Raw genomic sequence first — 20790 nt, forward strand, 5'->3', positions numbered from 1 at the left:
AAAGGCACTTATGTTCCTCTAAATACCATTGATAATAGGCCCATGAAGCTTTTAACGACGATTCTGGGCCTTTTAGGACTTCTCTCACTATCATCTTGCAACGAGGTGGATGCCCGTCGCACTTTGATTAAGAAAGAGACCGCTAAAAGCTCAACCTCTCCTCTTACGGCCAAAAACTCAAAGACCATTGTTGGTTACGAGTGTGACCTATTGGACTCGGAAAGTTATGAATCGCAAAAGATCTTTTTTACTTCCGAAAAATGGACCTCGAATGAAGGCATCTCTAAGATGACCCAGAACTTTTATGGATTTGATGTGAAAGGGATTCTTAGAAAAGGCATTGAATTAGATAGAAGCACACTCATTAGTGCTGAATACAATTTAAATTCGAAGACCACTAAAAGAGTGCTTAAAGAGACAAGGACCGGCTACGATGATACTTTTGCGGAAGAACGTTTCTATATAAAATTCAATTCACTTAATCTCACTTTCAACATCGAAAGAACTCAGTACTTCCGTACCTCGGTTGATACAGCGGAAGAAAAACTAGAAAAAATCAAACCGGGGATCATCACGGTTGGTAATTGCGCTGGCAAGGAAATGATTGTTACTGAGTGATTACGGGTTGTAGATAAAGCGCAGCGAGTAATCCGAAACCTGAAGTACGAAATTCTCAATCGTCAGAAGATTCTGAATAAGCTTAGAAAGGCCCAGATTTGAAATATTAAGCTCATGGAGCTGAATCTGAATCTCTTGAGAAGACTCAACAATCTCACCCTTAATCACTTTTTCAATTTGGTTCTTATTCGCCACCAGAAGCTGGTGAGAATAAAGAGTCATGAGTTCACCCAAGATCAGGTAAAACGTCATCGTTAAAAGACTCAGGTTCACCTGGGCCTTAAAGTCAGCGTGTTTAATGGATTCAAAGTTAAAACGGATACCACTTTCAACCGTTCGGAAACGAAGCAGGTTCTGTGCCTGTTGGTAACAGATCTCAATCGGACTCATGGTCGATTCATAAATCTGAAGCTTACTAGGATTCGCGCGAGAGAAACCAAGGAAGGTCTCAATTAATTGCTTACAACGAATCGCTCCGTTCTTCATTTCAGTCAGAGTTTGCTCTGCCTCTTGATTCAGAGATTCATCTAACAGCAGAAGACTCAGGGCCGCTTGAATACCGGCAATAGGATTATTCAACTCGTGGGCGATACTCGAACTGATGATACCTAGCTCCTGACCAGACGGCGTAAGGTTACCGTCCCCTTTCAGGAAGAAACTTTCCGTGAAGAACACGAAGAGGATCTTTTTCTCATCCAGATGGAAAACGTCTTTGCGATAAACATTATAAGGAATGTCGTTGATGAGGATCTTTTCACGAAGCTTTAGCTTAAGACACCCACTTGGAGCAAATCCAAGTTTTGCAAACAAAGTATTATGCTGGTGGACTTCCGCTTTCTCTGACAGAAGTGCTACCGGGAATGGAATACTATCAAGGACACTCTCCCATAGCTTCTCATCAAAGAAAGGGTCTTCAATGTTCTGCTGGGATCTGAAAAAGTTAACTAACGTATAGAAGAAGAACAAACGCTTAAAGAGACGGAAGTGATCTTCATCATTCCAATTCATCTCGATGGCAATGAACACACCTTTAAACGGTGGCAATAAAAGAAAGTTCTCACTCGGAGTTACTTCAGCGAGTTCCCCTGAAGAGAAGAACTGAAACTTAGAGCGTTCAATATTTACTTTGGTAAATTGTTTTAAAACTTTCTCAAGCTTTCCTAAATCATCGGCCTGAATCAGATCTTTCTCAAGATCTACGAGTGCCTGCGCATAGTTTAAAAGGTCTTCTGAAGTAAAAGCATTCTGAGTGATTTTACGAGCACGAGTTTCAAACTTGCGGATGTTTTTCATCCCCAGAGTGACAAAGGACTCTTCCTTCACTTTCACAAGTGCCTGAAGTCTCGGAGCGATCAGGCGCTCGATTTGTTTTAAATCGAGACTATCATCCAGGACCGCATGAACATGAGATTCATCCAGATTCTGGCCAAAGCTAAAAAGACCTTGGTTACTATCCAGGACACAGATGCGAAACTCTGGTCCTGGTTTTAATGTATGAAGTGAACTTTCAGAAACAAAATCTACAGTGAGTTTTTTTAGAGAAAGTGGAGCGGTCAAAGAGTCGGCCCTCTCAGCGTCCTTAAGCCCAGTCAGGATAGAATCAATCGAGCGCCGAAGATCCGGCGACAACATTGGGTCTACTCTAAATTGCAGAAGTCCTGAGTGTGATTGCATTTACTCTTTAAAAGCTTTTTTCGTCTCATCAATAAGAACGAAGCCGTCCACATACTGGCCCTGAATTTTTACACCCCAATGAAGATGAGGTCCAGAAGTTCTTCCAGTATTTCCAGAAAGCGCGATTAATTGGCCTCTTTCCACCATATCGCCCTCTTTAACAAGAGTTTTTGAGCAGTGCCCATAAACCGTAAACACATCCATCCCGTGATCGATAATCACGGTCCAGCCGGTATAGAAAAGGTCGCCTGCGAATACGACTTTACCAGCATTGGCAGCAGGTACTTTGTCCCCAATCGCCGCTCGATAGTCAGTTCCTAAGTGTTGGCCCTTCTTCACATTGTTGTAAACGCGTTTAGTTCCATACACACTGGTGACCACACTGTTCATTGGTTCTTGGAAAGCTTTCGTAAAAAGAAATCTAGGCTCTGATGAAGCATAAATTTTATTCAAAACTAATTGTTCAGCATCCGCGCGTTTCTGATTTTTTGGAGATAAGGCGATTCTCTTTGAATCCACTTTTAACTTTTCTGCCTTATATTCTTTCTCAACGACCTTGAAGAAAACTTCTTCCAGGACCTGATCGTTAGATTTTAGGCTACAGGTAAAAGGCTGAAGGTCTGAAAAGTAACTCTCAATCACAATGGCCTGGGCCTTATCTTTATGGGCCTCAACTTTTACTTCTTGTCCTTTACAGAAAAGCTTTACACCAACGTCAGTCGTTTTAAATTCAAGCCACTTCACCTCACCTGGGTGAATGGTTTCTTCACGAGATACTGGATTTTTAGCAATTGCACAGCTTAAGAGGAATGGGGCCAAAAGAGTGAGAGAGATGTATTTCATGATTATTCCTTTATCGCTAGACCTTTTCCATCGTGGAATTGTATTTCAATTTTTGAGCCTGAAGTTGCTTTTGAGTAATCCTTAAGTGAAGTAAGGACAGTTCCCTCTTTCGTCGTAACGTAAGAATAACCGCGCCCTAATACTTTTGAAGGATTCAGCGCCTCCAGTACATGTTCAAAACGATTTAGTTTTTCAGTTAAAGTCGCGCTCTTCATCTGCATATTATGAAGAAGCTTAAGCTCCGCCTCATCTAAGCGCTGTTCAGCTTCAGGAAGACCAATCAGTTCCGACGCACGCTCAGAAAGATGAATGGACTTAAGTCTCATATGAGCGTCCTGGATCTTTTCCTTCATCAGCGCGAGAAGTTCTTTCGGATGAAACTTCTGAGTCATGAGCTGCACGTGTTGATAAAGCTTAAATAGATCAGACTTCAAATGTGTCTGGCAGAAAGTAAGACGAGCTTTCAATTCAGTTTGTGGTTGAGAGAGAGTTTCCGCCGCCGCAGTTGGAGTTTCCGAACGGTGGTCGGCCACATAATCACAAAGAGTGAAGTCCACCTGGTGGCCAACGGCACTTATCACTGGAATCGGGCAATCATGAATCGCACGCACGAGATTCTCATCATTGAAGCCCCAAAGGTCTTCCATGCTTCCTCCCCCACGAGTCATCACGATCACATCAACATCAGAGATCGCCTGGGCCTTCTTTAGAGCAGACACCAAAGATCTTGGAGCTCCGTCACCCTGAACCAGGGCCGGAACAATCAGAATATCCATCCACAGTGAACGACGATTCATCACATTCAGGAAATCCTGAAGAGCGGCACCGTGTTCAGCAGTAATAACTGCTATGCGCTTTGGAAATTTTGGAATTTCTTTTTTCTTTTCTATGTCAAAAAAACCTTCCTGAGAAAGCTTTGCTTTTAAGCGTTCATATTGAAGCTTTAGCTGGCCTTCACCCGCAGGAAAAATTCTTTTCGCCAGAAGCTGGAAGGAACCACGCTTCTGATAAACACTAATTGGTCCAACGATGACAATCTTGTCACCGTCTTTTAAATTTCGAATAAGAGGATTTCTGAGGGCGTCGCCCTTGAAAAGAGCACAAGAGAGAGCGGCATTCTCATCAGATAGTGTGAAGTACCAGTGGCCCGCACCTGATGGGGAGAGATTTGTCACCTCTCCCTGAACCATTACTTCCTGGAACTGTTCTTCTAATACATCTTTAATGGAGGACACAAGGTCAGAGACCGAGGCCGCATCAAATCCCATCATTACTTAGTAGACGTCTTTAAGAAGGTCTCAAATACACCAAAGCCTTGTAAGTAACGAACGGCCTGAAGTACTTGATAGTCTTCTGCTGGTTGATATGTTTTGAATAGATCTTCTTCTTTAGCTTCACCGTTTTTCTTCGCGGTTTTCTTCGCCGTCATGGCCTTGATACGCTCAGCACGTTCTTTACGCTCATTGGCCTCACGGTGAGCCTTCTCTTCCGGAGTTTCGATTGTAGCCGTCAGATGGTTCTTAAGATCTTTTTCACGGATGTAACGATCATCCTTCAGGCTCTTCTCAAAATCGGCCTGGCTCATTTCTTCGATCTGAACATCCGGCTTGATACCTACCGCTTGGATCTTACGATTCTTCGGAGTCATGTACTGAGCGATTGTAAGTTTCACACCTGTATACTTATCAAGCTGAGCAACCGTTTGAACTGAGCCTTTACCAAAGGATTGTGAGCCCATGATAATCCCGCGTTGATAGTCCTGAAGAGCACCGGCAACGATTTCAGAGGCCGAAGCTGAAGCACCGTTAATCAGTACCACCATCGGAGTTGTCAGATCTTTGAAACCAGATTTCTTAACGTAACGAATATCTTTGTTCTGAGGATCACGTGCCTCAGTTGAAACCACGATACCTTCTTTTAAGAATAGAGAAGAGACATCAACCGCCTGATCAAGTAGACCACCCGGATTCGAACGAAGATCGAGGATGATACCATGAAGCCCGTTCTTCGATTTTGCCTTGAGTTCTTTCATTGCTGATTCAACTGATTCAGCTGAACGTTTCTGGAACTGAGTCAAACGAATATAAGCATAGCGATCTTGAATAAGCTCAGATTTAACCGGCTTCACTTTGATGATTTCACGAGTAAGGGTGAAGTGCTTAACACTCTCCTCACCTTCACGCACGATTCCCAGGTGAATCTTCTCACCTACTTTACCGCGCATTTTTTCAATGGCCTGCTCTAGAGTCATACCAACGATTGGTTCGTTGTTGATTTCAACTAGTTTATCTTTTGGTTTAATTCCCGCTCTGAATGCAGGAGTATCATCGATTGGAGTAATGATGTAGATCACGCCTTCTTTCTGAGTTACTTCAAGTCCTAGACCACCGAACTCTCCGGCAGTATCATTTTGCATTTTTTCAAAGAAGTCTTTATTTAAGAAGGCCGAGTGTGGATCAAGTGTCTCCATCATCCCTTTGAGTGCTCCTTCCACCAGGATCTCAGTTGATACTGGACGGTAGTATTGAGTTTCAATCAGGTGAAGAACTTTATTAAAAAGTTCCAACTGTTCAAAGCGTGAACGGTTTTCTGAAATTTTTGGAGCGGGAGCTGGTGCGGCCTTTTTTTCTTCGCGAGCGATGACCGGAGAAACTAAAAAAGCAGACAGGAATGCAATATTTGCAAGACGAGACATGAGTACTCCTAAGACTTGATATACGTCTTAGATTTTACTCACTCCCGACTGCTCTAACCACAAAATAGTGTTCTGTGCCGTGTTTTTCTTACGAACTTCGAAGTAGAGATTTTGAGGCTCCGCTGTGTCGTTAAGAGTGTAAGCAAGAATGTCTCCGTCATGAACAGAATCATTCTTTTTCACTCTGACGTTCATCTTTCCGAGAAGAACTGTTCTAAGGTCATTACCGTGATCAATGAGAACCACCTGTCCGTAAGCAGCGAGATCACCTGCAAACACCACTTTCCCCCCGCCCACAGCTTTCACTGGCTGAGCAGATTGGTATTTAAAGGTCACGCCCTTTGGACTGGCAGTGAAACTAAGATAATCATCAACAGGCCTGTGAAAGAACCGATCCGGCTTCTTCTCGATGACTGGAGCAACACTTAGCTCTTTCTTCACAACAGCGATGCGCTTTTCAAGCTTCTTCACCTGAACCACGCTCTCCATTTTCTTCTTCTTCTCCACTTTCGTGAGATAAGAATCCATGGCGGTCTTTTTACGTGCTTCAAGCTCTTGAATCACCTGGCTCAATTCTTCTTCATTTTTACGAAGATCAACAAGCTTCACATCAAACTCTGCGACTTTTGCGTTGAAAGAAGCGAGTTCAGTTTCTTTGTTTTTAAGTTTGTTTTGCGCCTGCTTTAAAAGTTCCAAATGGACCTTTCGCTGCCACGGCTCAGTGGTTTCATTCTCACTCTCAAGAAGATAGTTCTTAAGAATGCGTTTGTTTTCGGCCTGAGCAGAGAGGACTTCTACTTGCTTCTTCTTTAGGGCCTCTCGATAAAGCTTAATATCGCCTTCAAACTGTTTGATTTGCTCAATGCTTGAAAGATATAAATTGTTCTTCGAACCGATCTCTTTTTCGAGAGTCGATAGACGAGCGCCCATTTCCATCACTTCAGTGCGGTAACGAGCAAGTTCATCAGTTGGGCGTCTGACCGCCGCTGATGCGCTAATTGAGATTGTGAGTGCGAGGATGAGACTTAATCTCATAGAGTTGGTTTCCATCTCCATTCTTGCATTGAGAACGTCCAGAACACTGAGAACACCATAAATAGAATGATTGTATCAAATACTTTTAGAGTGCCATTCCAGATTCCAAGACCAGTGAACGCAGCTAAAACAATCATAAGACCTGTCGCAATACTTTTCGCAGCAACTAATCTCTTACGCTGAAACTTCTCGATGATATATGAGCGAGAACGGAAAACATCATAACAAAGCCAGTAAGAAATGATCCAGCAGAGAGCGATGATCGCAACCACACCCCAATCCCCTGCTTTAGCAAGGAAGCTATAAAAAGGATGGGCCTTCATCACCGATGTTACTTCCGGATATTTAATTTCTGTCGCGGTTACGTGCTCTTTGCCACCCATCTTCACGACTTGATTTCGAACAAACTCCAAACTCTCCACTGAAAGTGATGGACTCATCACAATACGAAGAGATTTGAAATTCATAAGGTCAGAATTAAGTGAGTAGTCAGCACCAAGCTGCGCCACGAGTCCGTTTAGTTTTGAACGACTGCGATCTGATTCTTTATCATCGATGTTCATCACACCTGGTAAACGAGCAAGTACACCTTTGATTTTATCGGCATCCACTGCTCCATCAACCACAGCAACGAAGTATGGGTTGACCATTTTTTCAGGAGTCACACGTTCAATCGTGTTCGCAATCCAAGAGCGATGAGTAAGGCTCATGGCCAGAAGACAAGAGAACAATAAAAAGCTCACACCACGAATCGGAGATTCGCCGATAGATTTAAAAAACTCTTTTAGATAAAACATGCATGTCCCGAATAAACTAAGCGGCCCTGATCAAGGTGAGCGATTTTACCTGGGAACTGTTTAATAAGTTCTTTATTGTGAGTCGCCCAAACGAGAGTCAGACCTTTTTTATGATTATAGTGATTCAACACTTCAAATAGTCGGTAGGAATTATCTTTATCAAGAGCGGCAGTCGGCTCATCCGCGAGAACCGCAGTTGGACGAGATAAAAGTGCTCTGATCATGGCAACTTTGCTTTTAAAACCACCATTGCAATCTTCGATTTTGCGATTCAAATGATCGTGTACTTGAAGATGACGAGCAAGATCCGTCATCTCTTTATAGAAATCATTTTTTGAATTGTAGATTGAGCTATCGTAAGCAAGCCACAAATTATCTTCACAAGACTTCTTCTGAAGAAGGCGCAGATCTTGAAACACAGTTGATACAAAGTGTTTTGAATTACGCTCTTGTGGAAGAATGGCCTTACCGGAAGTAGGCGCAAGGTGACCACCCAGTACATTTAAAAGTGATGTCTTTCCGGCACCAGAAGGGCCAGTTACGAATAGAATTTCACCTGGATAGATTGTGAGCTGTACCGATTTTAGAGCTTTGACAGAACCGTACTCCACCGACAAATTGTCGAGATGAAATAAATAATTCTGATTAGTTGAACCTGCTTGGGTTCGCCCTTGTTGTGGAAGACGACCGGTTAACATCCGTGAAACCTGCCTAGTACTTTGTAGGTTCCCTCATGGAACCTAATTAACGTTATGCAAACATTGTACCGAGTTTGGAGCAAGAAAGTAAAGATGAAGGGTCAGCTGAATGACCGACCAAAAGAATCAAGGTCTAAAGACTTCCCAGATGGCAAGTGGCCCACTAGTAGACATCCCACCACTAATCAAAATGTAACCGGAATTGAGAAATGTCGCCGTATGTTGGTAGCGAGGAAATTTAAGAGTCGGACCTGCAGTCCAGACACCAGTTTGAGGATCAAAAAATTCCGTTTGGTTTAAAGCTGCAGAGGCTCCATCCATCCCACCCAATACCATGACCCTTCCATCTGGAAGAGCTAGAGCAGTATGATAATTTCTAGCGTGGGCCATAGGTGCGCTCAGAGTCCATGTGTTGGTCGCAGGATCAAAAATCTCAGCACTATTTAAATAACCTGAATTACCCTGGCCACCTATAATCATGACTCGTCCATCATTCAATTTAACCATTTGAGCATAGACTCTTCCTTCAGTTAGAGTTCCTACAGCAGTCCAAGTGTCCATAGCTGGATCATAAATTTCAGACGTATTTCGCATAGGGGCCATTGGAAAGGCCGCAGGATTATGGCCACCGGCCACTAAAACTTTGCCGTCATTCAGCTTCACCATGGAATGTACGGCCCTCGCTTCATTCATAGATGCAGCAGGAGACCAAGTATTCGTAGTTGGATTATAAATTTCAGTAGTGGCCAAACGAGTTGAGGCCGCATTTGAACCACCAGCAATTAAAACTCGTCCATCATTCAAGAGCACAGCAGTTGAGCTAAGTCTTTCTGTTGAGAGGTCTGGTATTTGAGTCCAAGATTCATTAGTGGGATTGAAAATAAAGGCCGTTTTGAGTAAACCACCATCATTCTGACCGGCAGTAACAAGAACTCTGCCGTCATTCAATTTTACGCTGACAGGTCCTATACGTTTATGGCCAATCGCCGTACTGGGCCTAAAGTTTCCCATGAGAGATACATTTACGTCTTGAGTGTACATCAGAGTTTCAGGTACGTAACCGAGGCCTTGCCCCCCAATATGAACAACTCTCCCATCGTTCAATTTAGTTGAACTGAAAAAAACTCTTTCAGAAAAAGGAAGATTATAAATTTCCCATGAGTTGTCTGCTGGATCAAAAATCACCGAATCTCTTAGTACCGCCGTGGTGGCCCCACCGGAAAAAAGAATTCTTCCATCGCCCATTAGTACTGAGCTGTGATAGAGCCGTTTTCCACTATCATGAAGAATGAATGTCCAAAGATTTGTATCAGGATCAAAAACTTCAACGTGATCGGTTAGATTACTATTAACATTCATTCCGCCAAACAAATACACTTTTCCATTCAATCCTTTCTCTAGCGTAAACTCAATTCTCTCTACGCTAATTTGTCCGGCGGTGGTCCATGCATCTAAAATGGGATCATAAATTGCACTTGTATTACTGGCCATGCCGTAAGCGTATCCCCCCACTACTAGGAACTTACCATTATCGAGAGCAACCATTCTATGGCCCGCTCGAGAATCCAACATGGGCGAGAGAAAAGTCCAGGCACCAGTTAGAGGATCAAATACTTCAACACTACTGAGTGGAGTTCCAGTACTATCAGCACCGCCAGTTACAAACACTCGACCGTCACTTAAAATTCCGATGTCGTGACCTTCACGCTCAGTATTTAAATTTCCAGTCGCAGACCATGATCCTGTCACGGGATCATAGATCTCAACCGAATTAAGAATGCCAGCTCCATTATTACCACCTGTGGCCAGAACTCTTCCGTCCTGTAATTTAATGATGGCGGTATTTGTACGGGCAGAACTCATTGCACCTGTCAGTGCCCAAGTCTCTGTCGCCGGATCAAAAAGCTCACAAGAACTAATTGGTGCACTTGAAACATCAGTTCCACCAACAGCGAGGACCTGACCTGAATTAAGAAGCAATGATTTATGCCACATCCTTCCAATAATAGTTCCAGCGATGACTCTGTTTTTCCCTGCTGCAACGTCGAAAAGTTCTGAAAAAAGAGCGGCATTAAATCCTGTGGATCCACCGGCAACTAAAATGTTTCCATTGTTCAGTTTAGTCGTCGTATGAAGTCCTCGGCCTGCAACTAGGCCTTCTACCAGAATTGGCACCCAGGTGTTCTGCGGAATAACTAATGGAGCATTACCGGTTCCTCCCCCATTATTGGTAGCAATCTTTCCATCAGCTAGATCGATATTAATTTGCTGAAAGTTGCAGGAAACCTGCAGTGAGAGGAGGAACAAGAATAGGGACAAAGGCCTGTTCATGACTTACTTTTCGACGTAAATCAGTCAGGCTTTAAAGAAACCTTAACGCCTTTAGTCCATATTAAGATGGAGCAGCTAACTCTTAATAACTTCGGAAGTGTCTAAACCTTAAACAGCTTAACCAGTGATTATTCCTTCTGCTTTTAGGAGCTCGTAAGCAGAGTCAGAACAATACACATTCGGAACAAAGTTAAACTTCGTTTGAAGATCACTGATGATTGAGTTCTCAACATCTCCTAAAAGTCTCACGTCACCATTATCCATAAGAATCTTGGCCGGATCTCTTTCAAGCAGAAGATTATCGAAGGTCTTAGACTTCACAAGCTTCTTGCGAGACTTAACGAAGATGATATTTTTCTTAGGAAGATCTTCAACGATCCAGTCTTGATCAGTGCCTTTCTTCTTCAGAATTTCTTTGATCTCTTCGATTTTGGCTTCCGCTTTCTTCACGATCTTCTCATAAACTTGATCTTCATCTTGAGAAAGAATTCGTTGTTTAAACTCTTCACACTTCACAGTACGAGGGGCCTTACCAAATAGAAGGCTGAAAGCAAGGTCCTTGATGCGAGGATTCTTATCGAACTCACCACTTGTGTAATAGTGGTGAACCTGATTCATGAAATACTGATCATTAAATGTATAGAACTTGTCCGGATCATTCGCAATGAAGTCCATCAGCTGAGAGTAAGTATAGATCTTGCCCTTCTCCAGCATGTAGAACGTCAGTTCTTCAGCGATAGCATCGAAGCGAGCACCTCGAGCTGAACGCACCACTTGCGAGTACCAGGCGAATCTCGCCATCAAGAAATCTTCAACAGCGTGAAGAGCATTATGGTGAATCGCCACGATTTCTTGTCCATTAACTTCAGCAACGCGGAAGTGATGAAGAAGATAATCACGGTCATAAGTCCCGTACTTAATGCCAGAATAATGAGCATCACGAAGAAGATAATCCATTCGGTCGCAATCCACTTCAGAGTGAAGAATCTGGTTTGCAAGAACGTTCGGATCAATCCCTTTCACAAGATTAGAAATCTTCTGAGGATCAAGGCGATACTTTTTCAGGATATAAGTGATCCCACGTGGGTAATCAGTGTTCTTGATGATGTATGAACCCAAGTGCTCGTGATCATCCGGGTGGCCCTTACCATTTTTCTCATGGGTCGTTTCACCGTAACGGATGTAGGCCATCTCAGTTGTATGCGAGAACATAAATGTCCCCAGATCATGCAAGAGGGCCGCAAGACGAATACTTTGATGAAAGGCCTTTTCTGGCGATTGAATCTTATCATCGAAGAGATCAGACTCAGGCACTGCCTTCCCTAGCCTTTGAAGAATCTTGTGAGCATTGAACATCACGCCAATTGAGTGGCCATAACGAGAATGCTCGGCTCCAGGGAACGTATAGAACGTGAAACCCAATTGCTTAATCCAACGAAGACGCTGGTAGAAAGGAGTGTGGATGATTTCCCATTCAAGATTTGTTAAGTGAATAAAGCCGTAAAGAGGATCAAAAACGATTTTGGTTTTTAGCGATACTTCCATGTGGTCCCAAAATAAAGAAGGGCCCCATTCTTAGGGCCCTTGTTAGAAATTTTTTACTGAAGAGTCTTAGAGCGTTTGCCTTTGCGAACTTTGGCAACTTTGCTGATGGCGTATTCCATCAACATGAAAGCTTCACGGCGAAGTCCATTGTCATGGATGTAGCGGTAGAAGTTTTCGATATCACCGTTTGAGCGGAAGTTTTTGATCGTCATTACTTCTGGTGCTGCTCCGGCTTTTTCATCTGTATTTGTTGTTTTAGACATATATGGCTCCTAGTCGTGTTATTTTACTTTTTTCTCTCTAACTCTTCAATTTTTTTTATTGTTCACGAGCTTCGATTAGGCCGTAGCTGTGAAGTTTGTTGTAAAGAGTTTTCACTGTAATTCCAAGAGCTTTAGCTGCACGTGTTTTATTCCCACCTAAATGATCAAGAGTGTCAATGATGTGCTTCTTCTCAAGATCAAACAGAGTGAACTCAACATATTTAGCAGGAGCTTCAACTTTCTCAACTTTTACTTCTACAGCGAACTCAGGAAGGTGTGAAGCTTCGATGTATTGGCCGTCAGTTAGGATATAAGTGCGCTCCATAATGTTTTTAAGTTCGTGTGCATTTCCTGGCCAGAAGTAAGAAGTTAGCTTCTCAATTGCACCAGAAGTTAGAACTTTCTTCTCAGCTTTACCAGAGTTAAGGAAGTGCTCGGCCATGACTTTGATATCGTCGTGACGCTCTTTCAGAGAAGGGATCTTAAGAGCTACAGTGTTAAGTCTGTAGAAAAGTTCTTCTTTGAATGAACCAGCTTCAACAAGATCTTTTAGAGATACTTTTGAAGTTGCGATAAGACGTACGTTAAGAGCAATTTTTTCTTCAGTATCAACCGCGATCATTTCACCAGCAACTAGAGCTCTAAGAAGCTTAGTTTGGATATATTGAGAAGTTGAACCGATATCGTCGATGATAAGAGTACCACCGTTAGCTTGAACCATCAGACCTTTAGAAGAGAAGATCTCACGGTCAAGTTGTACTTCATTGAAAGCACCACAAGATGCTACAACTACTCCACCTTTACGGCCTGACCAAGTGTGGATTTTACGAGCTAGAATCTTCTTACCAACACCGTGGTTACCTTCTAGAAGAACCGGGAAATCCTGACCAGCTACTTTCTTAGCAGTCTGTACGATTTCAAGGAAGTTCTTAGAAAGACCAATCATTTGTGAGTTATCTTCAAGACCTTTTGTAACCTGGATTTCAACACGGTTAGAAAGTTCTTTTTCTTTAGCTTCGATTTTGCACATTAGCTCACGGTTAAGGTTTTTCGCCATAAGGTAAAGGTGCATGTTACGGATCGGAGACTGAAGTTGAGCAAGGATATCGTTAAGGATTACGATTTCGCCTTCACCAAAGTTACGATCTTTTTTAGTAGATTGAACGTTGATTGTACCGATTACTGAACCTTCAACCATGATTGGCATACAAAGCTCAGCTTCAACAGCGTCGTCACGTAGACCAGTAGAAGCGATAGGATCACGCTTTACTGAGTTAGAGTAGTAAGCTCTTTTCATACGAGCTACATATCCAGAAAGACCTTGGCCTTTGTTTAAAAGTTTTGCAGAAGAAAGTGCGTGACCATTTTCTGATACAAGACGAGTACAACCATCTGAAAGAACTTCGAAACCAAGAACTTTGTGCTCGTTCATTACGTCTTGAACGAAACCAGAAAGCTTTGAGAAAAATACTACTTCATCTAGGTTTGAAAGAAGAACTGTCGAAAGAGTAGCAAGTTCGTTTTGGATTGAAGCTGTTTTCATGTTGATCCCCTTTACACTTATTATCTAATTTCGTTTAAAAATTACACAGTGCGTTGATAGGGAGATATTACAGGCTGCCTGAAAAATTTACAAGACTATTTTGCTGCAGTGTTTAAAAAATCTTCAAATTTTCTAGTAAATTCTATAGGTTAGTCCACTGAGGAGAGAAACAGCGGCCGAAATCCTGGGTTAATTGGCCCAAAATCTCACCTTCTCTGTTCATAATGTATATATCTTGGACGGCCTTGCGGTTAACTACGCGTTTAGATGTAAAGATAATGAACTCTCCATCTCCTGAGTAGCTAGGCTCTTCATTTGATCCGAAGTTCTTAGTTAGACGAACTAAGTTATTACCATCGGCCCCAATACGATAAAGATCAAATCCATTGTCCACCCATGAAGTGAACGCGATCTCTTTACCATCTGGTGAGAAACGAGGAGCAGCGTTGAATTGACCTACGAACGATACACGCTTCACACTCTTCTCTGTATCAGAAGGATCCATGGTATAGACGTGAGCGCGGCCAGGACGATTAGAAAGGAAGGCCATCATCTTACCATCACGAGTAATAGATGGATCTACATCATCACCATAATGAGAAGTAACCTTCTTCATGGCGCCAGTTGCAGTATTCATTTCGTAGATATCAGCATTACCGCTATACGAAAGAGTTAGGTAGATAAGACCTTCATTAGCACTGAAAATCGCTCCAGAGTTGATTCCTGGGCGCTCAGAGATGGTCGTCATCTTTTTTGTTTTAAGGTCAAACATCTTAAGATCAATGTTTTTAATCATGCGAACTTTGTTGCGAGAAAGATCTTTTTTAGCAGCAATTAAAGAGAACATCACCTTAGAGTTGTCCGGAGAAATCGCCGGTGATATCACTACGGAATTGAAGTTCGTAAGCTTATCTACACGACGGCCATCGAAGTCCATAATATAAAGTTCTTTCTCAATGTCTCTGCCCTTAGTTGTACGGTCAGAAACGAAAACGATCTTTGAATTAAAGATTGATGCCTTACCCGTGATTGAACGGTAGATGGCGTCTGAAATTTGGTGACCCATGCTTCTTAGTTCGCTCGGGGCCACTCTCCAGCTTTTTGAAAGAAGCTCTTTATTAGTAAGGACAGACCACACTTTTACCTTCGCTTCAACACCAGCACCGGCGTTGCCCATTTCCGTTGCCACGAAATAAGTCACACCACCGGCCTTCCACTTTTCTACGTCCGGAAAGTTATAGCTCTTCTTCCCTTTGTCCGAATAATCAACTGTGTTGAATTTATGCTTATAGAAAATGAAGTCATTTCTTAGAACTTCTGTAAGCTCTGAAGCAAGACGCTTCTGATCCCCAGTAAGGTTATTGAACTCAGGATCATCAATTACAAGTTTATCCTTATCTTGTTCGGCCGCGCCCACTGCGATCACTGCATCTTGAGCAAACACAGAAACCTGGAACAACACTACGAATAGAGCAATAATAAGTTTCATATAAACCTCTATAAAGGGAATCCTAAGATAATTCCTGAATTAGTTAAACGAGCTCCCACTTCAGCGCTTGGCTGAGGGAATGAAGCGTCTCGAATCGCCTTCTCTGCACGACTGTCAAACTCGGGAGTTCCAGATGACTCCTGGAGTTCGAGTTTTAAGAGTTTGCCGGCCGGAGAAAGATAAATTTTGATACGACAACGAAGATCTTTTTCCATTAAGTAACTAGGTAGTTTCCAGAATGGACGAATGATACCGGGAAGATTCTGAACGTAGGCCGAAAACTCTGAGTTCTGCTCGTCAGTGTAATCACCAACTAGTGCTGAACCTTTTGAAAGACGGTTACCTTCAATAATAAGAGAATCAAGGTTCTTATCACCAGTGGCCGCTGCAGCACCCTTTTTCTGGGCCTTGGCAGTTACCTTCTTGCTGGAGTAATCGCTCAACATGTTTAAGAAGTTGGCCTTTTTCTTTTTGTCCTGCTCCTGAATCACCAGATCATCTTTCTTGATCACATCTTCAGTCTCAGGCTTAGTTTCTTCTTTAACACCTTTAGCAACTTCAGGTTGTTTCTCAATAATAGGTTCTGCCTGCATCTTCTTCAGTTCTTGAACCGTGAATTTTGGCATGCCTACGACATCAACACGCACTGAAGAACGGATGACTTCAACATCACCGTTTTTCCAAACTTTCGAAATGAGCTCGCCACCTGCAAAACAAAGCAGGAACAAGGCGCTGTGGGCACCAAGCGAGATCAGAAAGTTTTTATTAAAATCATCAGTCTTGGAGAACATTATTCTTTACTCTTCTCCACTTCAGTCACGAGAGCGATGTTACTTACGCCGGCCTTTTTAAGGTTGGCGATAAGCTTTGCAACTTTTTCATAACGAAGGCTGTAATCAGCACGGAGATAAACCACTTCTGTTTTACTTTCTTTTAGCTGTTTCAAAATCGCTGGTACCAGGTCTTTTGAAGCAACTGAGTTTTTACCAATGAAGAATTGCTCGGCCTCAGTGATGGAAAGAATCACAAGCTCCGGACGAAGACCCACGTTGTTCACTTTTTGAGTCTTAGGAAGTTTTAGATCAATTCCGCTGAAGAGCATTGGTGCAGTGACCATAAAGATCACCAGGAGCACCAGCATCACGTCCACAAGTGGAGTAACGTTAATGTCTGAAACAGGTCCTTTTTTACCAGACCCCATGTTCATACCCATGGATTAGTCCTTCTTAATCAGGATCGTACGCTCAATCAGGTTAAGGAAGTCTTGTGAGAAAGATTCCATCTGAGAATTGATGCGAGCAATTTGATTGTTGAATAGGTTGAAGAAACATACTGCCGGGATAGCGGCAGCAAGACCTACAGCTGTTGCAACAAGTGCTTCCGCGATACCAGGAGCAACCGCTTCAATACTACCGCCACCCTGAGATAGACCAGAGAAAGCGTCGATGATCCCCCACACTGTTCCAAATAGTCCAATGAATGGAGTGATTGAACCGATTGAAGCAAGAGTTGAAACTCTTAGATCCATTTTTTCGTTAGCAGAGTTGTAACCAGTTTTAAGAGCTCGCTCCAGAGACTGGAAGCCGTGATCAGCAAAGTACTGAGCAAGATTGTTCTTACCCGCATTGCTTAATTTTTCGCTTACTTTATTAAGCTCATCGAAACCACGACGAAACATAAGACTCATTGTTGAATCATGGTTCTCATTCGCTTCACGATTAATTTCAGTGATTGAGTTCGTCTTCTTGAAGAAGTCATTGAACTTATCATTGGCCTCAGTTACGGCCTTAAGCTCTTTGTACTTCTGCCAGATGATGGTCCATGAAAGCACAGACGAAAGGATAAGAAGAAGAAGAACGAATTTAACGACAAGGCCAGAGTCCCAAAGGATTTGCCAAATGTTTAAGCCATGCATGTTTTAAAACCTCAACGTAGAAGCTTGCGGGTAGAAATTACAATTTGATCCCGGTATTTATAATAACAAAAAGATACCATCCAAATTGCGGCTAGAAAAGCCAAGTTGAGTTTTGTTTTTACAGTGAACGGTGAAAAGTCATCTCCCCACACTGGATCCATTCCAAACAAAGATCCCATCGGGGCAACAAACACGACAAGAAAACAAACTACATTGCTCCAACTCTTAAAAGATTTGCCTGAAAGGTACATAAGAGTTGAAAAACAAAGAACCACATAAGGTAGTAGTTCATAATAGTCAGGAACACTCAGGCGAAATCCAGCAGAGAAAAACACTGTGTAGATGAGACTCAGCCATCCAAGACTCGGCTGTTCTTTTTGGTTGAGAACATCATCCAAATAAGCGATCACAATGAACTCGATACCAAAGAATAAAAAAAGTCCGAGGAAAGAGGCCAAATGGTAATACCAGTAACCTAAATTCTGACCGGTATACACCACCCCACTAAGACTGAGATAGCTTGCGATCATAAAAAATGAAATAATGATCGCCTTTGGCTCCGGCCAGCGCACGAGTTCGCGAATGAGTTCACGAATAGACTTCAATTGATAAAGACGAACTTTGAACCAGCGATTCAAGAGAAACAGTGAGAGAAGCTTCCCGAAAATCAGGATCTCCCAATGGTTATTGTGAAGCCATGATTCAACAATGCTGATTTCGTGATCAAGGAGGAAGTGAAAGAACGCACCTATCGAAGTCAAAATGATTACGATCACCACATAAAGTAGCTGGTAGGCCCCGTAATACTTAACGTTCTTTAAGAGATTGCCTTCAAACATTAGAGCACTTTCTCTTCGGGTGAGAGCCACTTCACTTGCATCTCAGGTGAAGGATAAAGACGAACATAGTCTTTATATTGAACATTTACTTTGATGAATCGATCGATCTTCCCTAAAAGACGGAAGTAAGTGTTCCAAAGTTCAGGATTCGATTTCAGGAAAGCGTCCATCTTTTTGGTAATTTCAAACTGCTGCTGAAAAGTATAACCTTTCTGATTCACCTGGTTGGTGTAGTTCTTCAGAAGCTCTTCCACCATCGAAAGGTCCGGTTTAGAACCGTAAAAATTGGTTCCAGCGAGTTTCGTCATTTTTTCAGTGGCCACGTTCTTTTTAAAGTAACCGGCCTCAAGACGAAAGTAATCTTCCAATAGAAGAAGTGAAATTTCTAATTTAGATAGATCCAACGAACGAACAAATGGAACGGACAGGATAAAGATCATCTCTTCATTTCCAGGAAGTGCCGCTCGTACAGTGGTAGGAGTATTGAGCATCAGGATCTTGAATTTTTTTTGATAGAAACCAAGTTGCTGCATGATCTTTTTGAAGTTTTCTTCCAGTCCATAGTCTGGTTTTTCAAAGTCCCAGTTTAAGAGCTGAGCGTTTTTCACCAGCCAGTATTCAGAAACAAATCCCCATAACTCAGATTCAGTTGGATAGTTGTATCTACTCTTCTCTACCTGGGTCTGTTCTTTCTTAAGAACTTGAACTTGCTTCTCTTTATTCTTAGCGGCCTGAGAGAGTCCATCTTGCTGAAGGACTTTTTTAATGCTCTTGAAGTTTACGACCTCAAGCTCTTTCTCTTCCTGCAATTTCTCAGTCTGAGCGATGGCCGAAAAGGCAAAGAGTCCAAGGCAAAGACAAAAGAAGTTCTTTTTAGTTAACACGGGTTTCCCCTTGTACGTACTGGTCGTTTAAACGGCCCCAGTAGTAGAGTTCTGAAAGATCCATATTAAAGGCATCAAAAAACTTCGGATACTTGCCCTGAAAACATTCTGGTCTCTTCTCTGCAAGAAATCTCTTCAACACAAACCCGCGGTAGTCCGCGACTTGTACATAGGCCCACTCAGGACCTGCAGAAACTTTTGAGGACTCAATCACCTTCACCGGATGAGAACACTGGATCGTCGTTAAGCTCGCCGAAGTTTTAACTGAAGATTGATGAACATGTCCGAACATGGGAGTGAAGTAAAACACCCCTACGACTTTTTCGTCGGTCGAAACAGTTTCAGCAAAAAGCAAACTTGGGAGCAAGAGGATCCACCACATCTTTATACCTTCCAACGGAACTGGATCGTTTCCCAGTTGTGACACTGAGGACATCTCCAGAAAATTTCGTCCGAGTTATAACCACATTGTGAACAATAGTGACGAGTAAGTGAGTTATGAAGGTTATTCAGAAGCGCTTTGGTATGGGCCAAAGCTTCGTCAACCTTACCTACTTCAATAAGGATCTTAATATATTCAACTTTAAGCACATCACTCTGACCGTGATTTTTCATCCAATCATCAAGAAGTGAGAACGCATCAGTTGTTCTCTGAAGGTCTTTCAATAGACGAATCTTTGAAAGCACAACAGAAGGAGAACTCATAAGATCAACATCTTTAAGACCTAAGAAATAAGTCTTAAGTTGATTCAGGCGCTCTCTATATTCATCTTTCTGCGGAAGCTTAGGATTGAACTGATCCAATGATACGAAAATAAAAGTCGCATACATTGGGTGCTCTTTCAGAAGCTCAAGAAGAATGCTGTTGGCGTTCTCCATGTTTCCAAGCACAAGATAAAGTCTTAAACGAAGGATCTTTGCCGATACTGATGGAGCAAAACGAAAAGCATCTTCCAGTTCTTCGGCACAGGCCTTGAACTGACCTTTATCAAAAAGAGCTTTCGCTTTTTGAACCAGGATATGTGAAATGGTTTCTGATTGGTTCTCCTGCCCTACTTTTGAAAGCATGATGCGGTAGTTGTAGGCCTGGTCCCAATCTTCGGTATCTTCAAAAATTCTACAAAGAGCAAGAATCACATCGTGTTGATCACGATTGATTTTTAAAACGTCTTTATAAGTCTCAACCGCTTTATCAATGAAACCACCCTTGTCAAAATCCAGGGCCAGTTCTTTCAAAGCAAGAAGTCGAGTTGATTCAGAAATACTTTCGCGGGCAATCAGTGAACGGTGAATGGAAATCGCCTTCTCAATCTCTCCGTTAGACCGGAAAAGACCACCGAGTGCGAAATAAGTATCAATCGTTTCACGATTAAGATCTACGGCATTCAGGAACTCTTTAATCGCGAGGTCTTTGTTACCATCAATTAAGTATTGAGTAGCATTTAAGAAGATGCGTGACTGGGCCTCAAAAATAGAATTGCGATATTTCTTAGAGAGCTTGACTGCTTTATCACGTTCGATCACGTAGTGATAAATAAGCACAAGTGTGATCACCACTGCCACAACTGTGAGTGCGTGATCCTTTCCCCAATCTAGAAGAAAACTATAATCCATTCGGGTC

Annotated in this window: 20 protein-coding genes; 1 reads left to right on the plus strand and 19 read right to left on the minus strand. The window is 42.5% G+C overall.

Annotated elements, in window-relative coordinates:
• The first annotated feature begins 42 nt into the window (after nucleotides 1–42).
• Nucleotides 43–618, plus strand: a complete 576-nt coding sequence (locus SOO65_RS17260) for a hypothetical protein (protein ID WP_321393267.1) — start codon at nucleotides 43–45, stop codon at nucleotides 616–618.
• On the opposite strand, the gene SOO65_RS17265 is transcribed toward SOO65_RS17260, so the two are convergent.
• The 19 genes from SOO65_RS17265 to SOO65_RS17355 all read right to left on the minus strand — a co-directional run bounded on the left by SOO65_RS17265 (nucleotide 619) and on the right by SOO65_RS17355 (nucleotide 20783).
• Nucleotides 619–2292: a histidine kinase dimerization/phospho-acceptor domain-containing protein gene (locus SOO65_RS17265; protein WP_321393270.1), complete on the minus strand. Its 1674-nt coding sequence runs from the start codon at nucleotides 2290–2292 to the stop codon at nucleotides 619–621.
• Nucleotides 2293–3135, minus strand: coding sequence for a M23 family metallopeptidase (locus SOO65_RS17270; protein WP_321393273.1), 843 nt, complete (start codon nucleotides 3133–3135; stop codon nucleotides 2293–2295).
• Between the two features lie 2 nt (nucleotides 3136–3137).
• A complete protein-coding gene (gene xseA, locus SOO65_RS17275; protein WP_321393275.1) occupies nucleotides 3138–4406 on the minus strand; it encodes an exodeoxyribonuclease VII large subunit in 1269 nt (422 codons plus the stop codon).
• The gene (locus SOO65_RS17280) at nucleotides 4406–5830 is read right to left on the minus strand and encodes a S41 family peptidase (RefSeq protein WP_321393278.1); all 1425 of its coding nucleotides are present in this window, start codon (nucleotides 5828–5830) and stop codon (nucleotides 4406–4408) included. The genes xseA and SOO65_RS17280 overlap by 1 nt, the downstream gene beginning before the upstream one ends.
• A gap of 27 nt (nucleotides 5831–5857) precedes the next feature.
• Complete coding sequence (locus SOO65_RS17285) at nucleotides 5858–6865, minus strand: murein hydrolase activator EnvC family protein (RefSeq protein ID WP_321393281.1); 1008 nt, start codon at nucleotides 6863–6865, stop codon at nucleotides 5858–5860.
• Nucleotides 6862–7662, minus strand: coding sequence for a hypothetical protein (locus SOO65_RS17290; RefSeq protein ID WP_321393284.1), 801 nt, complete (start codon nucleotides 7660–7662; stop codon nucleotides 6862–6864). The genes SOO65_RS17285 and SOO65_RS17290 overlap by 4 nt, the downstream gene beginning before the upstream one ends.
• Complete coding sequence (locus tag SOO65_RS17295) at nucleotides 7650–8360, minus strand: ATP-binding cassette domain-containing protein (RefSeq protein WP_321393286.1); 711 nt, start codon at nucleotides 8358–8360, stop codon at nucleotides 7650–7652. Before SOO65_RS17295 ends, SOO65_RS17290 begins: the two co-directional genes overlap by 13 nt.
• A 126-nt stretch (nucleotides 8361–8486) precedes the next feature.
• Nucleotides 8487–10691 (minus strand): kelch repeat-containing protein, encoded by a 2205-nt coding sequence (locus tag SOO65_RS17300; protein WP_321393290.1) that lies wholly within the window; start codon nucleotides 10689–10691, stop codon nucleotides 8487–8489.
• Nucleotides 10692–10808: 117 nt separating this feature from the next.
• The gene (locus SOO65_RS17305) at nucleotides 10809–12236 is read right to left on the minus strand and encodes an HD domain-containing protein (RefSeq protein ID WP_321393293.1); all 1428 of its coding nucleotides are present in this window, start codon (nucleotides 12234–12236) and stop codon (nucleotides 10809–10811) included.
• Between the two features lie 53 nt (nucleotides 12237–12289).
• Nucleotides 12290–12499 (minus strand): hypothetical protein, encoded by a 210-nt coding sequence (locus SOO65_RS17310; RefSeq protein ID WP_321393295.1) that lies wholly within the window; start codon nucleotides 12497–12499, stop codon nucleotides 12290–12292.
• A gap of 55 nt (nucleotides 12500–12554) precedes the next feature.
• Nucleotides 12555–14042 carry a sigma-54-dependent Fis family transcriptional regulator gene (locus SOO65_RS17315; RefSeq protein WP_321393298.1) on the minus strand — a complete coding sequence of 496 codons (1488 nt, stop codon included), beginning with the start codon at nucleotides 14040–14042 and terminating at the stop codon, nucleotides 12555–12557.
• A gap of 142 nt (nucleotides 14043–14184) precedes the next feature.
• A complete protein-coding gene (locus SOO65_RS17320; RefSeq protein WP_321393301.1) occupies nucleotides 14185–15531 on the minus strand; it encodes a TolB family protein in 1347 nt (448 codons plus the stop codon).
• 8 nt (nucleotides 15532–15539) lie between these two features.
• A complete protein-coding gene (locus tag SOO65_RS17325; RefSeq protein ID WP_321393304.1) occupies nucleotides 15540–16322 on the minus strand; it encodes a cell envelope integrity protein TolA in 783 nt (260 codons plus the stop codon).
• Nucleotides 16322–16744 carry a biopolymer transporter ExbD gene (locus SOO65_RS17330; RefSeq protein WP_321393307.1) on the minus strand — a complete coding sequence of 141 codons (423 nt, stop codon included), beginning with the start codon at nucleotides 16742–16744 and terminating at the stop codon, nucleotides 16322–16324. The genes SOO65_RS17325 and SOO65_RS17330 overlap by 1 nt, the downstream gene beginning before the upstream one ends.
• A 3-nt stretch (nucleotides 16745–16747) precedes the next feature.
• Entirely contained in the window at nucleotides 16748–17446 is a 699-nt protein-coding gene (locus SOO65_RS17335) for a MotA/TolQ/ExbB proton channel family protein (protein ID WP_321393310.1), read from the minus strand.
• 11 nt (nucleotides 17447–17457) lie between these two features.
• The gene (locus SOO65_RS17340) at nucleotides 17458–18285 is read right to left on the minus strand and encodes a glycosyltransferase family protein (RefSeq protein WP_321393313.1); all 828 of its coding nucleotides are present in this window, start codon (nucleotides 18283–18285) and stop codon (nucleotides 17458–17460) included.
• Nucleotides 18285–19169 carry a hypothetical protein gene (locus SOO65_RS17345; protein WP_321393315.1) on the minus strand — a complete coding sequence of 295 codons (885 nt, stop codon included), beginning with the start codon at nucleotides 19167–19169 and terminating at the stop codon, nucleotides 18285–18287. The genes SOO65_RS17340 and SOO65_RS17345 overlap by 1 nt, the downstream gene beginning before the upstream one ends.
• The gene (locus tag SOO65_RS17350) at nucleotides 19159–19551 is read right to left on the minus strand and encodes an SH3 domain-containing protein (RefSeq protein ID WP_321393317.1); all 393 of its coding nucleotides are present in this window, start codon (nucleotides 19549–19551) and stop codon (nucleotides 19159–19161) included. Before SOO65_RS17350 ends, SOO65_RS17345 begins: the two co-directional genes overlap by 11 nt.
• Nucleotides 19552–19553: 2 nt before the next feature.
• Nucleotides 19554–20783 carry a hypothetical protein gene (locus SOO65_RS17355; protein ID WP_321393319.1) on the minus strand — a complete coding sequence of 410 codons (1230 nt, stop codon included), beginning with the start codon at nucleotides 20781–20783 and terminating at the stop codon, nucleotides 19554–19556.
• Between the last annotated feature and the right edge of the window lie 7 nt (nucleotides 20784–20790).

Source organism: Peredibacter starrii, assembly GCF_034259205.1.
Taxonomy (GTDB): domain Bacteria; phylum Bdellovibrionota; class Bacteriovoracia; order Bacteriovoracales; family Bacteriovoracaceae; genus Peredibacter; species Peredibacter starrii.

Excerpts from the sequence above, each read along its gene's own strand:
- SOO65_RS17310 (WP_321393295.1), bottom strand. The coding sequence starts at position 12,499 with ATGTCTAAAACAACAAATACAGATGAAAAAGCCGGAGCAGCACCAGAA.
- SOO65_RS17305 (WP_321393293.1), bottom strand. The coding sequence starts at position 12,236 with ATGGAAGTATCGCTAAAAACCAAAATCGTTTTTGATCCTCTTTACGGC.
- xseA (WP_321393275.1), bottom strand. The coding sequence starts at position 4,406 with ATGATGGGATTTGATGCGGCCTCGGTCTCTGACCTTGTGTCCTCCATT.
- SOO65_RS17280 (WP_321393278.1), bottom strand. The coding sequence starts at position 5,830 with ATGTCTCGTCTTGCAAATATTGCATTCCTGTCTGCTTTTTTAGTTTCT.
- SOO65_RS17340 (WP_321393313.1), bottom strand. The coding sequence starts at position 18,285 with ATGTTTGAAGGCAATCTCTTAAAGAACGTTAAGTATTACGGGGCCTAC.
- SOO65_RS17300 (WP_321393290.1), bottom strand. The coding sequence starts at position 10,691 with ATGAACAGGCCTTTGTCCCTATTCTTGTTCCTCCTCTCACTGCAGGTT.
- SOO65_RS17330 (WP_321393307.1), bottom strand. The coding sequence starts at position 16,744 with ATGGGTATGAACATGGGGTCTGGTAAAAAAGGACCTGTTTCAGACATT.
- SOO65_RS17335 (WP_321393310.1), bottom strand. The coding sequence starts at position 17,446 with ATGCATGGCTTAAACATTTGGCAAATCCTTTGGGACTCTGGCCTTGTC.
- SOO65_RS17260 (WP_321393267.1), top strand. The coding sequence starts at position 43 with ATGAAGCTTTTAACGACGATTCTGGGCCTTTTAGGACTTCTCTCACTA.
- SOO65_RS17295 (WP_321393286.1), bottom strand. The coding sequence starts at position 8,360 with ATGTTAACCGGTCGTCTTCCACAACAAGGGCGAACCCAAGCAGGTTCA.
- SOO65_RS17285 (WP_321393281.1), bottom strand. The coding sequence starts at position 6,865 with ATGAGATTAAGTCTCATCCTCGCACTCACAATCTCAATTAGCGCATCA.
- SOO65_RS17270 (WP_321393273.1), bottom strand. The coding sequence starts at position 3,135 with ATGAAATACATCTCTCTCACTCTTTTGGCCCCATTCCTCTTAAGCTGT.
- SOO65_RS17315 (WP_321393298.1), bottom strand. The coding sequence starts at position 14,042 with ATGAAAACAGCTTCAATCCAAAACGAACTTGCTACTCTTTCGACAGTT.
- SOO65_RS17290 (WP_321393284.1), bottom strand. The coding sequence starts at position 7,662 with ATGTTTTATCTAAAAGAGTTTTTTAAATCTATCGGCGAATCTCCGATT.
- SOO65_RS17265 (WP_321393270.1), bottom strand. The coding sequence starts at position 2,292 with ATGCAATCACACTCAGGACTTCTGCAATTTAGAGTAGACCCAATGTTG.
- SOO65_RS17355 (WP_321393319.1), bottom strand. The coding sequence starts at position 20,783 with ATGGATTATAGTTTTCTTCTAGATTGGGGAAAGGATCACGCACTCACA.
- SOO65_RS17350 (WP_321393317.1), bottom strand. The coding sequence starts at position 19,551 with ATGTGGTGGATCCTCTTGCTCCCAAGTTTGCTTTTTGCTGAAACTGTT.
- SOO65_RS17325 (WP_321393304.1), bottom strand. The coding sequence starts at position 16,322 with ATGTTCTCCAAGACTGATGATTTTAATAAAAACTTTCTGATCTCGCTT.
- SOO65_RS17320 (WP_321393301.1), bottom strand. The coding sequence starts at position 15,531 with ATGAAACTTATTATTGCTCTATTCGTAGTGTTGTTCCAGGTTTCTGTG.